We start from the raw sequence: 20,924 nt of genomic DNA on the forward strand, positions 1-20,924 counted from the left end.
TAACTGTACTTTGACTCGCATCGCTCATACGTTGAAAATAGCCCCAAGGAACCGATTTATGCTGATTGAACATGACATTACTGACGTTTGTGTTGGAATGTATGTAGTCGAAATAACCGAACCCAAAGATACTTTTTCGCTCACTAAACCTGGTGTGCTTAAAAGCGAAAAGGTTATTGAAGCATTAAAACGTAAATCAGTTACCAAACTACTCATTGATACCAGTAAAGCTGAAGTTGATGTCGCAACCATTGAGCAAAATATCAGTTGGCCTAAGCCTCAAGCGCCCCGAAAAGTGACGCCTGTACGCACCGATGTAAAAGCAAATTTCTTTAATCAAGAAATAGTTAGAGCGCGCCAAGTGTTCAATGAATCAAAAGACATTCAGAAAAAGCTGTTTCATAATGCGCAGCACGGTCTTCCGTTAGACATGGATCCGGTACAAAAGATCACCTCAGAATCCACCGATTTAATTTTTAATAATCCCAATGCCCTATCATGTGTGATAAATATTCGTAATAAAGATGAATATTTATTAGAACACTCTGTGTCTGTCTCTGTTTTGATGACCATGTTTGCCGTCTATAAAAAAATCGACAAAGACATAGTTAATCAACTGGCTATCGGCGCATTTTTACATGATGTTGGGAAAATCATGATCCCCGATCGAATTTTAAACAAACCAGACAAACTGACCGATGAAGAGTTTCATATTATGAAAACTCATGCCAGTTACTCGATTGAAATTATGAAGAATACCCCAGGCATCAGCCAACTAAGTTTAGAAGTGGCAAGCTTACATCATGAAAAACTCAATGGATTGGGTTATCCATTTGGCGTACCAGCAGAAAAAATTACCCTTTATGGGCGAATGATCAGCATATGCGATATTTTTGATGCGCTGACTTCGCACCGCTGTTACAAGCAGGGTTATGCCCAAGTTAAATCGTTCAGTATTTTGCGCGCGTTAGCTGAAAAAAATGAATTGGATAAAGACTTAGTCGACCAGTTTATTCGTTGTATGGGAGTTTACCCTATCGGTTCAGTGGTTCAACTTGAGTCAAATAGACTCGCTATTGTTGAAGGTCATAACCCAAAAGACCCTATCCGACCATTAGTCAGACCTTTCTATCATTTAAAACCAGACCGCTTTGAAGTAGGAAACAAAATTGATTTAGCGACTGTCACTGATGACTTAATTGTTAAGTGTGTACGTGCTGATGATTTTAATCTGAACATGGAACAAATTATTGAGTATTTAGCGCACGAAGGCTAATCCACTCCCGCTTTTTAATTGATTGTTTTATGTACTAAGCTAAGGCGAATATTAAGCGTGTTGCGCCTTTGGCGGACTTTTCACATCTGGGTGTTTCAATTTGATTAAATGTGAGCTATTACGGTTAAATTCCTTAATATCAAAAACTTAATCAATAGCTGTTATTTGGATTTAGACATAATTTTAAGTCCAAATAAATACCGCGTAACGTTAAATGGCCGTATCAACCAATAACATAGCAATGCACACACTATAAAAGCACTCAATAATAAACTTACCGATTTAATTGCGATTGAAGCTTGCCACTGCACAATATAAAACGCCAACATCACAATCACAGTTTGATGCAAAATATAAAACGGGTAGATCAATTCGTTGGTTTGATGCAGCCATGTTGGCGTCTTTTTAATATGAGCAATCGCAAAACCTGCCATGGTTAATAACCCAGACCAAGACACTAGCGTACAAACTAACCACCATAATTGCCATCGTGTGGTAAGTGACAAATACGGGCTTAAATCAGGTGAGTAATAGTAGCCATAAAACAGGATTGAACTCACTAACAAACTGGCTAAATAAGTGTATCGATGTTCAGCTAACGCGCGCCAAATAAGCTCGCTTTTGACAAAGCACATGCCTGCAATGAAGAAAAACAAATAAAACACACTCAATGACAGGTTTTCGATATGGTGACTGTCTGATGGCGAAACATATTTGAGCGCACCACGTAATACGATTAACACTAAAACTAAACTGAGCAACCCAAAACGATGACGGCTTATTCGTTCAAGCCAATGTTGTAACTTAATACCGGTCTGGCGTATTAACAAATACCTAAGTGGCACCGCAAGCAGCATAAAGATAACTAAAAATTCAATAAACCATAAATGATTACTATCAAACGACAACATCAACTCACCATACGCCGATGTTAAAGAGCTATATTCAGTAATGTTTTCATAATAATGTTGTGGCGGCACAATCAATATCATTCCCACCAGCAAAGGGATAAAAAGCCGATGAAACTTACTCGAGAGAAATTGGCGCACGGGCATTTTTTGCAGTAACAAAAAACTGGCTGCACCAGCGATAAAAAACAATGTTTGCAGTCTGAGTTGTTCAAAGTACACCATGATATCGTCAAGCACTTTGCTCGATTCATTATTCATCACATGCCAGTCGTCACCATTAAATGGCATCAATACATGGTGTAAAAAAACTGCAAAAATCAGTACCACCCGCAACCAATCAAGTTCTGAATAACGCCTGTTTTGTGGTAAAACCTCATCCATAGTCAATGCCTTCCTCTGGCCTGTTAGTATAAAATGTTGAGTATCTAGCTGGCTTAAGTGCAATGTTCCATCTCACTTAAACTTCATCACTTAGCTGCACTTCTTAAACTCTATCATTCAAGCTCTATTAATTAAGCCATACTTTTGGCAATTTTAGCTTTGTTGTGTAATGCCAACGCGACAAAAGCATCTACAGTAGCACGATCATTAGCACGCTTTACATGTAGCTGAGTGGGTATAGCTTTATGTGCATCAGTGAAAGGTAAAAAATGACAACCTTGACTGTATAATTTACGAATACAATAAGGCGCAATAGCAACACCTAGACCAGCAGCCACCTCAGTTAACAAGGTCTGCATATGTTTAGGTTGGCTAATAATATTGGCCGAAAATCCTGCTTGTTTACACAGCATAATAGTATCGTCAAACAAACCTACTGCTTCGTCACGGTTAAAGATGATCAACTTTTGCGGTTGTAATTGACCCAATTCTATTTGGCTATATTCAGCCAGGGGATGGTGTTGTCCCACAACGGCCACCAACTTGTCGATGTAAATATCACTACTGTTAAATTCATCAATAATCCCGCTGGGTAATGGCCGCGAAAACCCAACATCTATGCGGTTATCTTTAAATGCTTCAATTTGTTCTGTCGCGGTCATTTCAAATAACGTGACATGCACATCAGGATATTGCTGCGAATAGCTGCGAACTAAATCTGCCATAAAAGTCAAACATGCTGAACTTAAATGAGCGATATTAAGCTCGCCTATCTGCCCCTGCTGTGCTCGTTTTACCTGACTTTTAGCGTTGTCTGCCAATGCAATAATCTGTTTCGCATCGTGTAGCAATTGCTCTCCCGCGTTAGTGATTTTCACCTGGCGCGAATTGCGGATAAACAGCATAACTCCTAGCTCTTCTTCCAACATGGCAATATGACGGCTAATCGCCGGCTGTACCGTATTGAGATCACGCGCCGCGCCAGAAAAGCTGTGGTGTGACGCTACGCTAATAAAGCTTTTCAATGTTTTTATATCCACAATCACCTCTAATACGCTTTTGCTATAGATTCAATAAAATAATAACATTTTTATTATAGACGCTAACACTTTACTCTTTAGCCTAGTTATATTTACAAAGTCCCAATCACAGAGTCGTCTGCCAAAGGCTAGCTAAATTAGTTGCTATCGAGGGAATATATGAAAAGTTTACAACAGCAAACCGACGCTAAAATGAATGAGGGACGACAAAAGAACCCTGATTTCATGAAAGTCGTTGACGATATTATTGAACAAGCAAAAGCATTTCAACAAGGTGATAGTGCAATTAGTCTTGGCCAAAAAGCGCCCAACTTTTCGTTACCTCATTCTGATGGGAAATTAATATCTTTGGTAGATTTACTGCAACAAGGCCCTGTTGTAGTGACATTTTATCGTGGCAGTTGGTGCCCGTACTGCAACTTACAGCTGCGTGCTTTACAAGCACGGTTAGCCGATATTCATACCCTTGGAGCTCAATTGGTTGCCATCAGTCCGCAAGTGCCGGATGGCTCTATGACAAAAGATGAAATGCACGACCTAGAGTTCTTGGTATTGTCAGATCAAGATGTAAAAGTTGCATCACAATATGGGGTTGCATGGCAAGTGCCTGAATTTCTCGCTGAACATATGCGCGTTGATCGCAAGCTCGACCTTGAAGCCATCAATAATGGCAATGGCAGTGTGTTACCAATCCCCGCGACATTCATTATCGGTCAAGACGGCGTTGTCACCTGGCGTTATGTCGACGTAGATTACCGAACTCGTTCAGAGCCAGAAGACATCATACAAGCATTAAAGCTGCTGGCTTAACGTTCAATGCTGATACCAATGACAGAGTGATAGAACAATCACTCTTTCGCCCTCTTTTCTTAATCTTAGTTCTTCAGCAAATCACAGGTAAAACAATGACTCGTTTATCTAAACTTGGCAGCTTTTCGCTGCTGTGTATCGCCAGCCTCACCATTATGGTTGGCGCCCTTGTTGCGCCGGGGTTAATCAGTATATCCAATGCCTTGGGCATCAATGAATATGCTGTATGGTTGGTGACATTTCCGGCATTAGGCGCAGTATTATTTGCCCCAATAGCGGGTAAATCAATTGATAAGTTTGGTGCTTATCGGGCGCTCATCGTCGGTTTAATACTCTATGGGGCCTTGGGCTTTGCGGTGTATTGGCTGAATGGCCCTTGGTTTGTATTGTCTAATCGTATTTTATTGGGCGGTATTACTGCGGTAGTTATGGCGAGCAGTACCGTACTTATTTCGCAATGGTACACCGGTAATGAGCGGCTCAGCATGATAGCTAAACAAGGTATGGCTATCGAATTAGGTGGGGTATTGTTTCTGTTTTTAGGCGGTACATTAGCCAGTATTAATTGGGCTTATCCGCTGAGTTTATACTTAATAGCTTGGTTATTTTTACTGATGCTGTTGTTATTTGTGCCGCGTAAACATCCATCCATCACGGTTGAGGCTGAATGTGATAACAACCAGACTCAACAAGGACTATCACTTCATCAGGTTTATCTTTTTGCCACTATGGCAATGGTGATCTTTTTTACCGCTATTGTCGTGCTCCCAAAGAGCATGGTCCAACAAGGCTATAACGAAGCTCAAGTGGGTAATTTATTAGCGTTTATCTCATTGGTTGCAGTGGTTGCTGCGTACTTTATGCCAAAAGTTGCCAAACACATGAGCGCAACGTATTTGCTAGCTGTCGCATTTGTAGCATATGCTCTCGCACATGTTGGTTTTGCAAACGCAAACGGTATGCCGATATTACTCATTGGAGCTGTCTTTGCGGGTATTGGCTTTGGTTTTAGTATTCCGTTACTTAACCATATGACGGTAGAAAAAAGTGCAGCCAACGTTAGAGGCAAAAATTTATCCTATTTTACGATGGCCGTATTTGGCGGTCAGTTTATCACTTCGTTTGTTGAATTTATTCCCGGTGGCACCACGGTGAGCTTTTCTACCGCCATGCTATTAGCCAGTATTATGGCTGTGATATTGGTCGCCATGCAGTTCCGCGACAATAAAAGTTTCAGCAAACCCGCTACCGAAAAAAAGAGTTAGCCCGCTCAATGATTGGCGGCCGCTATATTGACTATATTGCCAGCATAGCGGCTGAATCAATCTTAAATCAGTGCCTTTATTCTCGCTAGTTGCGACTGAAACAATAAGCTATGTTGATGTGTTACTACCCTACTTTCAAGATCGCCTTGTTCGATGAGTCGACATGCTTCATCCGCCTCAAAGTGATAGCCCAATGATGCTCTGCTATCAATAAAGCTATCGACCAACTCATCTAGATGATACAAACTGCATTCAGACGCTCTGAATGCATCAGGAATAACAATGTAACCTTTATCGCCAATAAGATAAGCGTTATTACTTAATCGGCACTGAAACGACGAAGCTAAACTCACAGCGATATCACCACTTTTACCAATAATAATCACATCATCTTCAACACCGGTTTCACATACATGTGCTTGAACATACAGATTATCGATGTCAGCTTTAATAAAATAATCTGCAATCGCCAATGGGTAAATACCCATATCCAATAAACATCCACCCGCTAATTGCGGATTATATTCACGCCCATCAGGCGTAAAGGGGATCGGATAGCCAAAATCGACTTTGACGTGTTTAAGCTGACCAATACGGCCTTCATCTAACCATTTTTTTGCTTGTTTAATTGCTGGCAAAAAATAAGTCCATAATGCTTCCATTAACAGCAAGCCTTTGTCTTTGGCTAACGTAACCAAAATATTGCATTCTTCAACCGACACTGTCATCGGCTTTTCGCACAACACGTGTTTACCTGCCATTAAAGCATCATAAGCTTGCTGAAAATGAAAATTATGTGGCGTGGCGACATACACAATATCAACGTCTGGATCATCAAATAATGCTTGGTAGCCTTGATAGGCCTTTTCGGCGCCGTATTGCTTTGCAAAAGCATCGGCATCCGTTTGTTGCCGCGCGGCAACGGCATATAAATGACTGTTAGCCGAAAAGACTAAATCTTGACAAAATAAAGCCGCTATTCTGCCAGTACTCACTATGCCCCAGTTTATTCTAGTCATTCATTTTCCTTAATATTATGTCTAAGCCAAAGGCTATTAATCTATTCACAATACCTCCAAGACTAATGAATTAATAGTAAGAGCTAAATATCATCATTTTTTGTCGCAGTAGCCATTACGCTTTTCCTGTTTGTGCTACTTTATTGTATCGATATGCAAAATTAACTCGCGAGTGCCAATGAATACGTTAACCCTGGAATATATCAAAAGTATATTGCCTCCAAGGCCGGATAACAGCCATAAAATGACTTTTGGCCATGTATTGAATATTGCTGGTTCATTGCATTATCGGGGAGCGGCTTATTTGTCGAGTTTATCCGCATTACGAGTTGGTGCGGGTTACGTCACCTTAGCCAGTAGCCCATCGGTATGTGACAGTGTGAGTGCATTAACGCCAAATGTTGTTACCTTGCCACTACTCACTCATGTAACAGAAAGGCATGATGATGCAGGGCAAGCAACAGACTTATTATCAACAAAGATGCAGCCATCGAATACTCAGTCGAGTGACCTACAAGCTATTGACGTACAGGCCATTGATAAAAGGGCTGTGTTACAACTTCGCGATAAACTCAACCAAGCCAGTGTCATTTCCATGGGCAGTGGATTAAGTATTGGCCACAGTACTGACCAACTCATTATTAGCCCTAACATTAGCACTAACATTAGTTCTCTCGCTAACCCTCCACTCAGTAACAAACATCTTAGCAACGGCCATTCACAGGGTTTATCTGTTCCTGATGGCAATAATGGATTTTTTTACGCCCTATTAACTGAGATACAAGCTAATCCTAATCCGGTCATCTTTGACGCAGACGCACTTAACTTTATTAGTCACTTACTTCATCCTAGCGGCCCATCGAAAACATCTATCAACTTGCCCAAAAACAGCATTATCACACCACACCCAAAGGAGTTATCAAAGTTACTCAATGTTGATGTCAGCGAAATTCAAGCCAAACGGGTGCACTATGCCAGTATTGCCGCTAAGCAATTAAACACTGTGGTGGTACTTAAAGGCAAACACAGTGTGATTAGTGATGGCGAGCGAGTATTTATCAACCCAACAGGTAACAGCGCGCTAGCCAAAGCCGGAACCGGCGATGTGTTAACAGGTATGATTTCAGGGTTTTGCGCTCAAGGCGTTAGCCCAATAAATGCAGCGTGTTTGGGTGTCTATTTACACGGTTTGGCAGGCGACATTGCTGCAGAGGACTTAAGCCAATATGGCATGTTAGCCAGTGACCTACTTAACTATATTCCTAACGCTATTTTAAAAGTATTAGCCGTTTAACCGATGCTAAATCAGCGCGTGATGGTGACCAATACCGAGATGGCTTACCAAAGGCTAGATCGTAATAATCTAGCTATAAATGTTTATTCATACTCTGTTTTCAAACACAAAAGTAAATGACCTCTTCATTGATAAGTAGTGGTTATATGTCAAATTGTCTTTATACACACCAGTCTTATCTTTAAAAAACCCGGAAACATGGTATGTGTGCTCCGGGTTACCATTAGTTACTGCTGGTTGAGACTATTTAGCCGCGTTACGTGCTTCAGTCAGCCAACCGTTCCATTTATCCTGATTTTTGGTAATCCACTCATCCACGTGGCCTTGAATATCCTTGGCACTCTTTTCGCCTTCGTTCATCCGAGTGTTTTGTTCGTTGATATCGCCAAGCGGCAAGGTAAATACCTCAAAAAATTTCCTTGCTGCCGGATTCTGCTTGGTGAATTTTTTGTTGGCAACTATCTGGATGTCAGAAACAACAAAACCAAGTTTTACTGGGTCAGAAACCGCGCCTTCAATGCCACTCAACGTCATTCGTTCAACACCAGAACGTTGCGCTTCGGATGGCTTAATTTCAGGAACGTTTATCCACACAACGTCCTTGCCTGGTTTCAGTTTGAAAATGGTCCAGTTTGGTGCCCAGGTATAGAAAAATATTGGTCCACCATTTTTATAACCCGCCATCGCTGACGCCATTCCTGCTGCATATGAAGCGGTCACCGGATTAATAACATCTTTGAGATCGTATACATCCATATGGTGGCTGATGACTTTTTCACATCCCCAACCTGGAGGGCAAGCGGTCAGATCGGCCTTGCCATCGCCATTGGTATCAAAGGCTTTTTTCACCTCAGGGCGTTTAAAATCTTCAAGGGAGGTAATATTATATTTATCGGCCTCTTTCTTAGACACCAAATAGCCCTGCAGACCCCCGGCCTTAACCACAAAACCAACTTTCTCACCTTTGTCATAAAATCCTTTCGGCATCTGGCTGTCATGATTTGGAAACCAGCCATTGGTCCAATAATCAACATCACCGAGAGTCACGGTTTTGTAAAAGATCGGATTCGATAGATCTTTAGGTTTTTCTACATCATACCCCAGTGTTTCAAGACCTCGTCGTACAAGCGCTTCCTGAAAAAATCCCGTGTCCCACGTGGCCCGCGCAGGTTTAACGGTTACGCCTTCACCTGGTTGGTGATTATCGGCAAGAGCTGCAGACCCTGTCATGGTTATTGCAGCTAAAGCGACACCCATTATTACTTTCTTAATTATCATTTTCGTTCCTTATTTTTTGTTGCCATAGATTGGGTCATTATCTTTAAATAATTACCAATAATAGACCTGTACCTTTGGACTTAAATAAGCACATTCATTTTTTTATGAATTATATTTTAAATAATATGTTGAATTCGAAATGTATTTTGAAAAATATGATAAGAACTTAGGCTTGTTCCTTTGAAAAACATCATTGCCTCTTTAGGGGCTAAATCACTATCAGCTTAGTCCTCTATTTTGAAAGCGCTGGCATACGTTTTACTAAACACTTGGGGGGTTGTATAAAAATAACCCGTAAGCACGGTATGTGTGCTCCGGGTTACCAATAAGCTATTGCAGGTTGAGACTATTTAGCAGCATTACGTGCTTCAGTCAGCCAACCGTTCCATTGATCTTGGTTTTTGGCAATCCACGCATCAACGTGGCGTTGAATGTCCTGTTCACTCTTTTCGCCATCGTTCATCCGAGTATTCTGTTCGTTGACGTCGGCAAGCTGCAGGGTAAATACTTCAAAAAATTTCCTAGCTGCTGGATTTTGCTTGGTGAATTTTTTGTTGGCGACGACCTGGATGTCAGAAGCAACAAAACCAAGTTTTACCGGGTCAGAAACTGCGCCTTCAAGTCCCTTTATCGTCATTCGTTCAACAGCAGAACTTTGCGCTTTGGTCGGATTGATTTCAGGCACGTTGATCCACACAACGTCCTTGCCTGGCTTTAGTTTAAAAATGGTCCAATTTGGTGCCCAAGTATAGAAGAAGATTGGTCCACCATTTTTATAACCCGCCATCGCCGATGCCATTCCTGCTGCATATGCCGCTTTAACTGGATTGATAGCATCTTTGAGACCATACACGTCCATATGATGGGTGATTATTTTTTCACATCCCCAGCCTGGAGGGCACGCAGTCAGATCGGCCTTGCCATCACCATTGGTATCAAAGGCTTTCTTCACCTCAGGGCGTTTAAAATCTTCAAGGGAGGTAATATTATATTTATCGGCCTCTTTTTTAGACACTAAATAGCCACCCAGTCCACCGGCTTTCATTACATAACCAATCTTTTCAGCTTTTTTATCAAAATTTTTCGGTAATTGATCGTTATGCATTGGAAACCAACCATTGGTCCAATAATCAATATCACCGAGAGTGACCGTTTTGTAAAAGATTGGATTCACCAGCGTTTTGGGCTTTTCCACATCATACCCAAGAGTCTCAAGACCTCGTCGTACAAGCGCTTCCTGAAAAAAACCGGTGTCCCATGTCGCTCGAGCTGGTTTAACGGTTATGCCTTCTCCTGGCTTGAGAGTATCAGCAAGAGCTGCAGACCCTGTCATTGTGATTGCAGCTAAAGCTGCGCCCAGTATTACTTTTTTAAGTATCATTTTACGTCCTTATTTTTTGGGGTTGCCATTGATTGGGTGATTCTATCTAGAATGATTGCTAATAAAACAATCGCAAGACCGCCAACCGTGGCCAAACCAATATCAAGTGTATTTAAGCCCAGAACGACAGGTGCCCCGAGGCCTCCTGCGCCAATCATTGCGGCGATAACCACCATGGAGAGCGACATCATGATGGTCTGATTAAGACCAGCCATGATGGTCGGAAGAGCAAGTGGTATCTGAACTTTAAGTAAAACCTGCGAGCTTGTTGCCCCAAAGGCGAGCGCAGCCTCGACTAACTCTGGGTGTACCTGCCTGATACCGAGACTGGTTAATCTAACCAACGGTGGCAGGGCAAAAATGATGGTTGCAAGAACACCCGCAGTGTTGCCAATAGAAAAAAGCATCACTATAGGTACCAAATAGACAAAGGCTGGCGTTGTCTGCATCGCATCCAAAATGGGTCGTAGAATGTTATTAACACGATCACTGCGTCCAGCCCATATACCAAATGGCACGCCAACAACGGTGCAGAACACAACAGATGAAAATACCATGGCGAGGGTTATCATGGTTTCAGACCAGAAACCAAGCAGACCAATGAGAATCAACGATGCAAGCGTAAAACCAGCAAGTTTGAAACCTGACACCCGCCAAGCAATGACGCCGAACAGTGCAATAACAAGCAGAGGTGAAGTTGCCAGAAGTCCATCTGATACACTCGATAAAATGAAATCTACGGGCCATTTTATCATCTGGAAAAACCATCGATACCCTTCTACCAACCAGTCAACAAGGCTTGTAATCCATGCATCTAAGGGAATAACTCTTTCATTAAAACTGAACATGATATAACACTCCTGAAGCTAGTATTCTAAGATGCTGACTGCTCAAAATAAGTCCCCTTCTCTGCACGGTTTAAGGTACGAAGAAACAGATTTTTAGAAACAACTCCGCGATATCTATTTTCTGAGTTTACAACTGGAATAGGCCAAGAATGAGAAGCTACCAAAGGTAAAATGTCCTGAAGACTATCGGTTTCCTGAACAGATTTAGCTTCTGCAAGAAAGGCATGCTCAAGTTTGCTGGTACCATTTCCTTGGTCAATAGCGTCGCGCAGGGAATCTGAAGAGACAACACCTAAAAACCGGTGTTCTGAATCTAATACATAGGCAAATTCGCGATCTTTAATACTTAACATTTCTAATGTGGCTCGTGGGCTACCTGCTTTAGTATGCCAAACGACCGTTGGCTGGCTATCGCGGGCAATGTCCCCTGCCGAGATAACACCGGTTGGATCCACGCCACGGAAAAAAGCGCGTACATAATCGTCAGCGGGATTTTGCAAAATCTCTTCTGGCGTCCCGACTTGGATAACTCGGCCGCCCTGCATAATGGCAATTCGGTCACCAATACGTAATGCTTCGTCTAAATCATGGGAGATAAAAATGATGGTGCGCTCATGACGGTCTTGCAGTTTAAGCAGTTCATCTTGCATCTCTGTCTTAATAAGAGGATCAAGCGCCGAAAATGCCTCATCCATGAGCAAGATATCAGGATCAACCGCTAAGCCTCGCGCCAATCCCACTCGCTGCTGCATACCACCACTTAACTCTTTGGGATATGCATTCTCCAAGCCTTCGAGTCCGACTTGTTTTAAAGCATCTAGAGCTCGCTCTTCACGTTGTTTCTTATCCATACCATCAAGCTCGAGTCCAAATGCAGCATTTTCTAACACTGTTTGGTGAGGCATAAGAGCGAAAGACTGAAAGACCATACTGGTTTTGCTTCTGCGAAACTTTACCAGCTCATCCTTATTCATTTTGAGGATATTTTGACCATCAACTAACACCTCTCCAGACGTTGGTTCAATAAGCCTGTTTAGCATTCTTACTAGAGTTGATTTTCCTGAGCCGGACAGACCCATCACGACAAAAATTTCACCTTTGTTCACAGTAAAGCTTGCACCTTGAACTGCAACAGTTAGTCCTGTCTGTTCGTAAATTTCTTCTTTACTTTTCCCTTGTTCAAGTAATTTTACCCCCTTGCGAGGTTCAGAACCAAAAACCTTATAGAGATTTTTTATTACTATTTTTTCCATAATATTTTCCATGACGCTCTTTTACGCCGTTCTGCTTTTTTGTACTAACGCTACATAAAAAGCACGTGAATAAATTTTGCGCTGTTAAATATTTACCACACACTTTCGCGATATATTTTATACAGTAGTCCTTAAACGCTAATCATGTCAATGTTAGTGTTTTCAGAAATAGACATAAATCATTGAATTTAATTGTAAAAATAAAACCTAAATTACCCTTATATTTGTTAGGGGTAATTTATTGATTTAGTTGTCTACATCATCCTCGTTAACTAAGCACTATGTGGTTAATCATTTAGGCTTATCGTTAATTGGCTAGTTAGTAAATTTATAGGCTTCAGAAACTGAATTAATTTGCTGTTTTTTAATTCACATGAATCAAGTGTTTTATGCAGTGATGACTTATCTTTTCATGGCTAGATTATGAATATTTATCGTACGACTACACTACTACTTTGACTCACTAACGTTATTGTTGGCTTATACTTTTGTTAAGAAGTATTACATGAGTTTTTCTGGTTTCTCTTGTCACATTAATTACGTTGATGCTCCTCGCCAAGCAAGTCACATCACCCGCCCTCTGTTTGATGGGTTATTTATGAGTGTTACCCCTGTCATCGCGGGTTGTAAGCGATGACAGCAAATTACAACCTTCGTCTATAGCCATTTAGAATGATTACAAAAACAGGATGATTATAGAGTCGGGATCGGATCACATTTAACATGATAGTGAAAATTCTATAACCGCAAATAATGATATTTGGTGATGCTGATAATAGCGATATTCGCCATGTGCCTAGCTTACTTGCGGTGATCCTAACAATGACGATGTTTATGTTTGTATCAGCGGCAATTATTCGTGAGAAAGAACTAGATAATACGGCGTTTTTAATTGTAACTCCGATGTCGCTATTGGATATTTTTAGCACCGCTACGCGCTGGTTTAGATTCGTTATTATTGGTATCTTTCTCGTCTATCTGTGTCTGTTTACCATTGACCTTGTTTATTAATACCATTGCAAAAAACCAACTTCAAACGCTGTAATTATCCATTATTATATTGATGTCATCGATTTGGTTGTCTGAATTTGTGTTCCTTTATTAAACGATGCCTATATGCGGCACAATCGGTAGAAGAAGCATTGCCTACAGCCCATTTATGGCCAGAGGCATTGTACTTAAATGAGCACAAGTAATGTCATTAGGCCACAATCAACAGTCATTATTCGGCTTTATGTATTTTAGCTGTATTGGTTTTTTAGCGGCAAAGAACGTTAATAAACCTTTATAAACAGCTTAAATAACGATAGTTAGGTAGCATTGATTAAATGACAGTCCTAAATCGCGGTACTTATATAATCAGGCTGCCGCTTAATCGCTACTGCCAATGAGAAGTGTAACGAGCCTTAACATCCAATAGTCAGCGATATGCCATTATATTTTAAACCGACTTAGTTGCTGTTTTAGCATATGGACTTCATGATCTAATCGGTCTCTTTCATCAAGTAATTGTAAAATTAAACCAATGCCACCCCAGTCGAGTGCCAGATCACGTTGAATGCGCGTGGCTTTTTTAACTTGATGTAAATTCTCGACACTAAATTGCCATGTTTCTATCACCTCGCCCTGCAATGGAATCGCAATACTGTGCTCCACAAGTTCAAGTAGTAAGGCTGAGCTGATATCACTGCACTCACACAGTTCATCACTACTCAACCAACAATCTTGTTCGCTTATATTAATCTGCAGCATCGTTATTTACTCCAACTGGCACGTGGGTCGAATTTATTTTTCTCTGCTAATTCAGTCCACAATTGTGTGCTTGTTTCGTCTGGTGATGTCGGGACGACTATTTTGAGTACAGCAAATAAGTCCCCATGTACTTTTTTACTGAGTAAGCCTTTTCCTTTTATACGTAATCGCTGTCCTGACTGACTATTAGCAGGGATAGTGAGCTGAATATGACCGGTTAACGTGGGCAGTTTAAGCTTGGTACCCAGCACGGCTTCCCATGGCGCTATTGGCACAACAATGCTCAAATCTCGGCCATCAACATCAAACATGGGATGAGGCACAAACCGAATTTGTAAATAGAGATCGCCATTGTCGGCCTTGGTCGGTCCCGGACCGCCCTGTCCTTTCAAGCGAATACGTTCGCCATTAACAACGCCAGCAAGAATTTTAACTTTTAACGATTTAGGTTGCTCAACGATACGACCGCTAGGTTCTCGTTGTTGTAAGGTAAACTCGACTGGCTTAAGAGTATCGACCAATGTTTCTTCGAGAAACATCGGAAACTCAATTTCAATATCTTGGCCTTTTGGGGGCTGGGTTTGGCGTTGCCTATGTTGGCCACCTTGTTCAAAACCACCGTGGCTTGAACCAAAAATTGAACTAAAAAAGTCTGAAAATTCTTGATCGGTTTGAGGATCGCTTTGCTGTTGTCCCCAATTTTGACTGGCGCCATTCGCTCCACCTTGATTGGCATAGCTATTTTGGGTTCTATTAAGATGATGATGACGTAACTCGTCATATTCGGCTCGCTTTTTAGTGTTATGCAACACCTCATAGGCTTCACCAATTTCTTTGAATTTTTCTTCTGCATCTGGATGTTTACTCACATCGGGATGATACTGCACGGCGAGTTTTTTATAAGCGACCTTTACCGCTTTATCATTCGCTTTAGGGTCTATGCCTAATACAGTGTAATAGTCTTTAAAATTCATTTTATCCCCTCACAGAGAGCAAGTTTGCAACGGATCAATAAACAGCTTTTAACCCATCTACAGTAATCAGTTTAGGCCCACAGACAAACTATACGCTTGATCTTGATCAACTCTATTACAGTATGGTCAGTTTAGATAATGAGCATTAATTGATTAAAAAACATCTCTCCTTTAAATAACACTACATCAGCATAGCCCTATGAAATGGATTTATATCCTAAACACGATGCCTTAACTTCATTCACAAAAGTGCCAAGCTTAGTTAACAATATAAAGCTAACTCAATGACACAATAGCAGTACTATCATCCATTTTTGAACACGATGACACCTTACACAACGGCATGAAAACATGGTGTCAGCAGCATAAATTTGATCTGTAAAATATTCAGCCAAAATGGATAACACGCCCATCATCTCGGGCTATATATGTTGATAAATATCAATAAATTGACTTAGATTGTGCTGCTTAGTCTTGCTTAGTCTTGCTTAGTCTTGCACTTAAATTAACTGGCACCTCGAGTGCTGCGTTTGCTATCGAATTACATTACGTTCTCCAACCTTATATCGATGTTCACATAATAAGAGACTCTGCTTCATGAACAGCCTTTATCCTCAGAGAAAATTCGTATTTTTAGCTTCTATGGCGTTAATTACGCACGAATAAGTATGGATAGATTAACCACTTAGGCTGGAATTTATAAAATTGCCTTATTAAAATCGAACAGTAAATGTCATCATTGATGACAATATTCAGCAATGTCACTTGTTTCACCAAATTAACTCAATATCTAACCACACAGAAATGCTTTGGGTACAATATCAGAACAGCAGTGCTACTATGGCTAATAACATAAGTAGATTATCGTTCGTCTTGGCTAGGCCACCATCATTACTGGTTAACACGTAAAGGTAACTAATGGCCTCAGCAACCGCTATATATTCGAACACAATAGCAATTTTCACTCGTATGATAGCTAAATAGATATTAACAATTCTCCAGTCATCACCAACTAGCAGGTCTATTCATGACAGCCGAAGTACTCGAAATTCAGAGCTTTATTGCTCAGTACGCCCCATTTGATCAGCTTCCAGAACAAGTGTTAATTGACGTTGCTAAAAGTGTTGAGATTTCTTATTACCGCACAGATAGCATGATTGTTAACTTTAATGACAACGTTAAAGAGCTATATATGATCCGCAGCGGAGTCGTAGAGTTATATCGCCGTAAAGGTGAACTTTATAATCGTTTAGACCAGGGGCAGTTATTTGGACAAATGGGCTTGTTAACCAATAATAAAGTGCGCTTCCCAGCCAAAGCGGTAAAAGATACGCTGGTATACTGTATTCCTGAGTCGGTATTCAATGATTTGTGCGAGAATTATGATGATTTTGCTGATTTTGTTGAAGCTGAGGATTCCACCCGTTTAAAACAAGCGGTAAAAGGAAAAACCGATGATGCTAATGCACTGACCACTTCCAAAGTAAAAACCTTAGTTACCAGAGAGCCTGTGGTTCTGTCCTGTAATAGCAGCATACAAGCTGTGGCCAAAATTATGGCCGAAGAGAATATATCTGCGGTATTAATTAATGACCCAGATATAGATGATCAACAAGATAGCAGTTTCGTTGGTATTATTACCGAACATGATCTCTGCGCTAAGGTCATTGCAGCCGGGGTAAGTGTTGATAATCCTATTTCACAAGTCATGTCGACCGATTTAATTTCGCTGGATCACAACGCGTATATTTTTGAAGCGATGTTGCTTATGCTGCGCAACAATATTGATCATCTGCCCATTCTAAAAAATAAGAAACCGATTGGTCTGATTGAAGTTGCGGATATCATTCGCTACGAATCGCAAAATAGTTTGTTATTTGTAAGCAGTATCTTCCAGCAAAAAAGTAGCGAAGATTTAGTGCTGCTTTCTGCGGAGTTAAAAAACTGTTTTGTACGCATGGTTAACGAAGACGCCAATTCACACATGGTCGGACGGGCAATGTCTGAAATCGGTCGTAACTTTAAGCAGCGTTTATTAGAACTTGCAGAAGAAAAGTTCGGCCCGCCACCTGTTCCATATTGCTTCTTAGCTCTGGGTTCGATGGCTCGAGATGAACAGCTAATGGTGACCGATCAGGATAATGCTATTATCCTGGATAATAGCTATAACGTTGCGTTGCATGGAGCATATTTTGAAAAGTTAGCAGATTTTGTTTGTGATGGTTTAGCTGCCTGCGGGTACAGTTACTGCACCGGTGATATTATGGCAAGTAACCCTGAATACCGTAAAACACGCGAACAATGGGAAGAATGTTTCGGTGACTGGATAGAAAACCCCAACCCTCAAGCCTTATTAAACTGCTCTATTTTCTTTGATCTTACGGGGGTGTATGGTCGCATAAAATGGGCCGAACAACTCAATGCCTTTATCTTAAGTAAAGCCAAGAAAAACAACCGCTTTTTAGCCTGTTTAGCACACAATGCCCTCAACCGAAAACCACCTCTGGGATTCTTTAAAGATTTTGTGATGGAAAAAGATGGTCGTCATAATAACTCTATCAATTTAAAACGCCGTGGTACTGCGCCATTGGCCGATTTGATCCGAGTGCATGCCCTAGCCATCGGCTCACAATCACAAAACTCATTTGAACGTTTAGAAGACATTATCGATTCGGGTATTCTGCCTACATCCAAGGGCGAAGATTTACAACATGCCATGGAGCTTATTTCTTTGGTTCGTTTGCGTCATCAGTCAACAGACATAGAGTCTGGGATTGAGCCTGATAATAATATTGAACCCGAAAGTATGTCTGATTTTGAAAGACGCAACCTTAAAGATGCTTTTTTAGTGTTAAGCAATGCGCAAAACTTTTTAAAATATCGCTACAGTTCTAACAAACTTTAAAGGTTAACTCATGACTAATTTCAGCGACCAGGAAATTTTAAACTGGCAAGCCTTTCTAGAATTAAAAGCCAATAACAGTAAAGATAAACGCCTGCATGATTTTTATCATGCAGGTACTTATCACAATGAAACACCATTAAGTGATATTGAGTTTGTCGCATTGGATTTTGAAACTACCGGTTTAGATTCACAGCAAAACAGCATCATTAGTATTGGGCTAGTGCCATTTAATTTACAGCGAATTTTTTGTAGTAAAGCAAAAAAATGGTATCTCAACCCTATAGATAAATTACAAGAAAACTCAATTATTATTCACGGTATTACCCACTCAGATTTACAAGGTGCGCCAGATTTGTTGTTGATTTTGGAACAGCTTTTAAATGAATTGGCAGGAAAAGTTGTGGTGGTGCATTATCGGCATATTGAGCGTGATTTTCTTGACCACACTTTACGCATGTTAATTAATGAAGGTATTGTGTTTCCGGTTATCGATACCATGCAGATTGAGGCTAATGTGCAACGGGCGAAGTCACAAGGGTTGCTTAATTTATTTAAAAGAAAGCGCACAGAATCAATTCGGCTTGCCAATAGCCGTGAACGTTATCACTTACCTGCTTATGCCCCTCATGATGCGTTAACCGATGCAATTGCCACCGCAGAGTTACTGCAGGCTCAAATTAAATATCATTTTAGTCCAGACACTGCGATTGACAAATTATGGTTGTAATGTGCTTTGATTGAACAAAAATTATGCTTAAAAAAAAGCCGATGAATCAATCATCGGCTTTTTTGTAGCAAATAAAAACTAGTTTTTATTATGTTTTTCAGTGCGCATGCCCATCAACAAACTGACACACATTACCAATAAAATAATGGTAAAGGGTAAGGCCGTCGAAATGGCACCTGCTTGTAATGCCTCAATCGCCTGAGTGCCACCAACCCAGAGTAATACCGCTGCGATAGCACCCTCAATTGTAGCCCAAAAAATACGTTGTGGGATCGGCGCATCAATTTTACCACCGGCAGTAATACTGTCTATCACCAACGACCCGGAATCGGAAGAGGTAATAAAGAAAACCAGTACCAGTAGCACAGCTATCATTGATAAAATATTGCCTAATGGCAGTGCATCAAACATCTGGAACATAGCAAGCGGAACGTCCGTTAGTCCTTCACTGCCTAATATGCCGACTTCATTGACAACTTGGTCAATAGCGACACCACCAAATACTGACATCCATAAGATAGTCACTGATGTTGGTATAATTAATACTGCGGTAAGAAATTCACGTACCGTACGGCCACGAGAAATACGAGCAATAAACATACCCACAAATGGAGACCATGAAATCCACCATGCCCAATAAAACACGGTCCAGCCGTGCATCCAAGCTTCATCTTCACGACCAATTGGATTACTCAAGGGAATGATATTCTTAACATAACCCATTACTGTGGTAGGAATAGTGCCCATAGAAACAGCAGCGGTCACAAGCGCAACAAAGACAACTAAAACAACAGCAAGTAACATATTGACGTTACTGATTACTTTAACACCACCTTCAAGCCCGCGTACCACAGAGACAATAGCCAGCATGGTCACTACAACAATAATAGTGATTTGCAAGGATAGGTCACCTTCAATACCAAACACGTGCTGGAAACCACCCGCAGCTTGTTGAGCACCTAAACCGAGTGATGTTGCCAAACCAAATAATGTGGCGATTACAGCTAAAACATCAATCACATGTCCGGGCCAACCCCAGGTACGGTCGCCTAATATAGGATAAAAAGCAGAACGTATGGAAAGCGGTAAGCCTTTGTTGTACGCAAAGAAAGATAACGATAAGGCGACTACGCCATAAACCGCCCAAGGGTGTAATCCCCAATGGAACATAGTTGCACCCAGTGCAAGCTCTGCTGCTGCCGGGGTATTGGCGACCACATTCAGTGGTGTTTCATACCAGCCGGTGTAATACGCTAACGGTTCTGCAACGCCCCAAAACATCAAACCAATACCCATACCTGCAGCAAAAAGCATCGCTATCCAGGAAAGTCTTGAATGATCGGCTTTTGCGCCGTCACCACCTAGGCGAATTTTACCATAAGGTGAAACAATTAATGCCAGACAGAAGATCACAAATAGATTCATAGACCACATAAAGAGGCCGTCAAATGCACTTATTATCTGCCATTTCATACCATCTAAAAATTCTTTTGATGTTGCCGGGTCGATAATTAAAATGGCAATTAAAAAAATAGCGATTAAGCCTGCACTCGTTCCAAATACAGGGTTATGTATATCAAAACCCCATTTTTGAATGTTATCTTGCCCGACAGTATAATCGGAGTTATCTATACTGTATTTGTCCTTATTTATCTTCATAAAACCTCAATTAGAGCCGCCTTGCCCTATTAAATTGATACTCGATTGCATCTTCAGGCAAAGATTTTAACAAAATCGGCTCGTGATTTCAGGCTTATTTCAAAATCAGGTTAATTTAAAAATAAAAAACATATAAATAATCATATATTTA

Annotated in this window: 17 protein-coding genes; 7 read left to right on the forward strand and 10 right to left on the reverse strand. The window is 40.9% G+C overall.

The window, feature by feature from the left end; genetic code table 11:
* The first annotated feature begins 58 nt into the window (after positions 1-58).
* Positions 59-1,276 (forward strand): cyclic di-GMP phosphodiesterase, encoded by a 1,218-nt coding sequence (locus AAEY98_RS17895; protein WP_101088445.1) that lies wholly within the window; start codon positions 59-61, stop codon positions 1,274-1,276.
* 161 nt (positions 1,277-1,437) lie between these two features.
* Here the strand turns inward: AAEY98_RS17895 and AAEY98_RS17900 are convergent, their stop codons facing one another.
* A complete protein-coding gene (locus AAEY98_RS17900) occupies positions 1,438-2,568 on the reverse strand; it encodes an acyltransferase family protein (protein ID WP_351018580.1) in 1,131 nt (376 codons plus the stop codon).
* 131 nt (positions 2,569-2,699) lie between these two features.
* Complete coding sequence (locus tag AAEY98_RS17905; RefSeq protein WP_351018583.1) at positions 2,700-3,608, reverse strand: LysR family transcriptional regulator; 909 nt, start codon at positions 3,606-3,608, stop codon at positions 2,700-2,702.
* Positions 3,609-3,767: 159 nt separating this feature from the next.
* Between AAEY98_RS17905 and AAEY98_RS17910 the strand changes: the two genes are divergently transcribed.
* Complete coding sequence (locus tag AAEY98_RS17910) at positions 3,768-4,418, forward strand: peroxiredoxin-like family protein (RefSeq protein WP_351018586.1); 651 nt, start codon at positions 3,768-3,770, stop codon at positions 4,416-4,418.
* A 95-nt stretch (positions 4,419-4,513) separates the two neighbouring features.
* Positions 4,514-5,683, forward strand: coding sequence for an MFS transporter (locus AAEY98_RS17915; RefSeq protein WP_351018589.1), 1,170 nt, complete (start codon positions 4,514-4,516; stop codon positions 5,681-5,683).
* A 62-nt stretch (positions 5,684-5,745) separates the two neighbouring features.
* Here AAEY98_RS17915 and AAEY98_RS17920 read toward each other — a convergent pair whose 3' ends face one another.
* Positions 5,746-6,702 (reverse strand): Gfo/Idh/MocA family protein, encoded by a 957-nt coding sequence (locus AAEY98_RS17920; protein ID WP_335692135.1) that lies wholly within the window; start codon positions 6,700-6,702, stop codon positions 5,746-5,748.
* A 178-nt stretch (positions 6,703-6,880) separates the two neighbouring features.
* Here AAEY98_RS17920 and AAEY98_RS17925 point away from each other — a divergent pair, with 178 nt between their 5' ends.
* On the forward strand, positions 6,881-7,996 hold the full coding sequence (locus AAEY98_RS17925) for an NAD(P)H-hydrate dehydratase (protein WP_351018592.1): 1,116 nt from the start codon (positions 6,881-6,883) through the stop codon (positions 7,994-7,996).
* Between the two features lie 243 nt (positions 7,997-8,239).
* Here AAEY98_RS17925 and proX (AAEY98_RS17930) read toward each other — a convergent pair whose 3' ends face one another.
* The 4 genes from proX (AAEY98_RS17930) to proV all read right to left on the reverse strand — a co-directional run bounded on the left by proX (AAEY98_RS17930) (position 8,240) and on the right by proV (position 12,756).
* On the reverse strand, positions 8,240-9,274 hold the full coding sequence (proX, locus tag AAEY98_RS17930) for a glycine betaine/L-proline ABC transporter substrate-binding protein ProX (RefSeq protein ID WP_351018595.1): 1,035 nt from the start codon (positions 9,272-9,274) through the stop codon (positions 8,240-8,242).
* 346 nt (positions 9,275-9,620) lie between these two features.
* Positions 9,621-10,655: a glycine betaine/L-proline ABC transporter substrate-binding protein ProX gene (proX, locus tag AAEY98_RS17935; protein WP_162022988.1), complete on the reverse strand. Its 1,035-nt coding sequence runs from the start codon at positions 10,653-10,655 to the stop codon at positions 9,621-9,623.
* Positions 10,652-11,503, reverse strand: a complete 852-nt coding sequence (locus tag AAEY98_RS17940) for an ABC transporter permease (RefSeq protein ID WP_101088453.1) — start codon at positions 11,501-11,503, stop codon at positions 10,652-10,654. Before AAEY98_RS17940 ends, proX (AAEY98_RS17935) begins: the two co-directional genes overlap by 4 nt.
* Before the next feature lie 26 nt (positions 11,504-11,529).
* Positions 11,530-12,756 carry a glycine betaine/L-proline ABC transporter ATP-binding protein ProV gene (gene proV, locus AAEY98_RS17945; RefSeq protein ID WP_351018656.1) on the reverse strand — a complete coding sequence of 409 codons (1,227 nt, stop codon included), beginning with the start codon at positions 12,754-12,756 and terminating at the stop codon, positions 11,530-11,532.
* Positions 12,757-13,509: 753 nt separating this feature from the next.
* Here proV and AAEY98_RS17950 point away from each other — a divergent pair.
* Positions 13,510-13,767 (forward strand): hypothetical protein, encoded by a 258-nt coding sequence (locus AAEY98_RS17950; protein WP_351018598.1) that lies wholly within the window; start codon positions 13,510-13,512, stop codon positions 13,765-13,767.
* 423 nt (positions 13,768-14,190) lie between these two features.
* On the opposite strand, the gene AAEY98_RS17955 is transcribed toward AAEY98_RS17950, so the two are convergent.
* Together AAEY98_RS17955 and AAEY98_RS17960 are read right to left on the reverse strand one after the other, a co-directional pair.
* On the reverse strand, positions 14,191-14,508 hold the full coding sequence (locus tag AAEY98_RS17955) for a chaperone modulator CbpM (RefSeq protein WP_101088456.1): 318 nt from the start codon (positions 14,506-14,508) through the stop codon (positions 14,191-14,193).
* 2 nt (positions 14,509-14,510) lie between these two features.
* Entirely contained in the window at positions 14,511-15,482 is a 972-nt protein-coding gene (locus AAEY98_RS17960; protein ID WP_351018601.1) for a DnaJ C-terminal domain-containing protein, read from the reverse strand.
* Between the two features lie 1,027 nt (positions 15,483-16,509).
* Here AAEY98_RS17960 and AAEY98_RS17965 point away from each other — a divergent pair.
* Positions 16,510-18,387 carry a DUF294 nucleotidyltransferase-like domain-containing protein gene (locus tag AAEY98_RS17965; protein ID WP_101088458.1) on the forward strand — a complete coding sequence of 626 codons (1,878 nt, stop codon included), beginning with the start codon at positions 16,510-16,512 and terminating at the stop codon, positions 18,385-18,387.
* 10 nt (positions 18,388-18,397) lie between these two features.
* Complete coding sequence (locus AAEY98_RS17970; RefSeq protein WP_101088459.1) at positions 18,398-19,114, forward strand: 3'-5' exonuclease; 717 nt, start codon at positions 18,398-18,400, stop codon at positions 19,112-19,114.
* Positions 19,115-19,192: 78 nt separating this feature from the next.
* Here the strand turns inward: AAEY98_RS17970 and AAEY98_RS17975 are convergent, their stop codons facing one another.
* Positions 19,193-20,773 (reverse strand): BCCT family transporter, encoded by a 1,581-nt coding sequence (locus tag AAEY98_RS17975; RefSeq protein ID WP_182744383.1) that lies wholly within the window; start codon positions 20,771-20,773, stop codon positions 19,193-19,195.
* Positions 20,774-20,924 lie beyond the last annotated feature (151 nt).

It is taken from the genome of Shewanella sp. AC91-MNA-CIBAN-0169 (genome assembly GCF_040310165.1).
Taxonomy (GTDB): domain Bacteria; phylum Pseudomonadota; class Gammaproteobacteria; order Enterobacterales; family Shewanellaceae; genus Shewanella.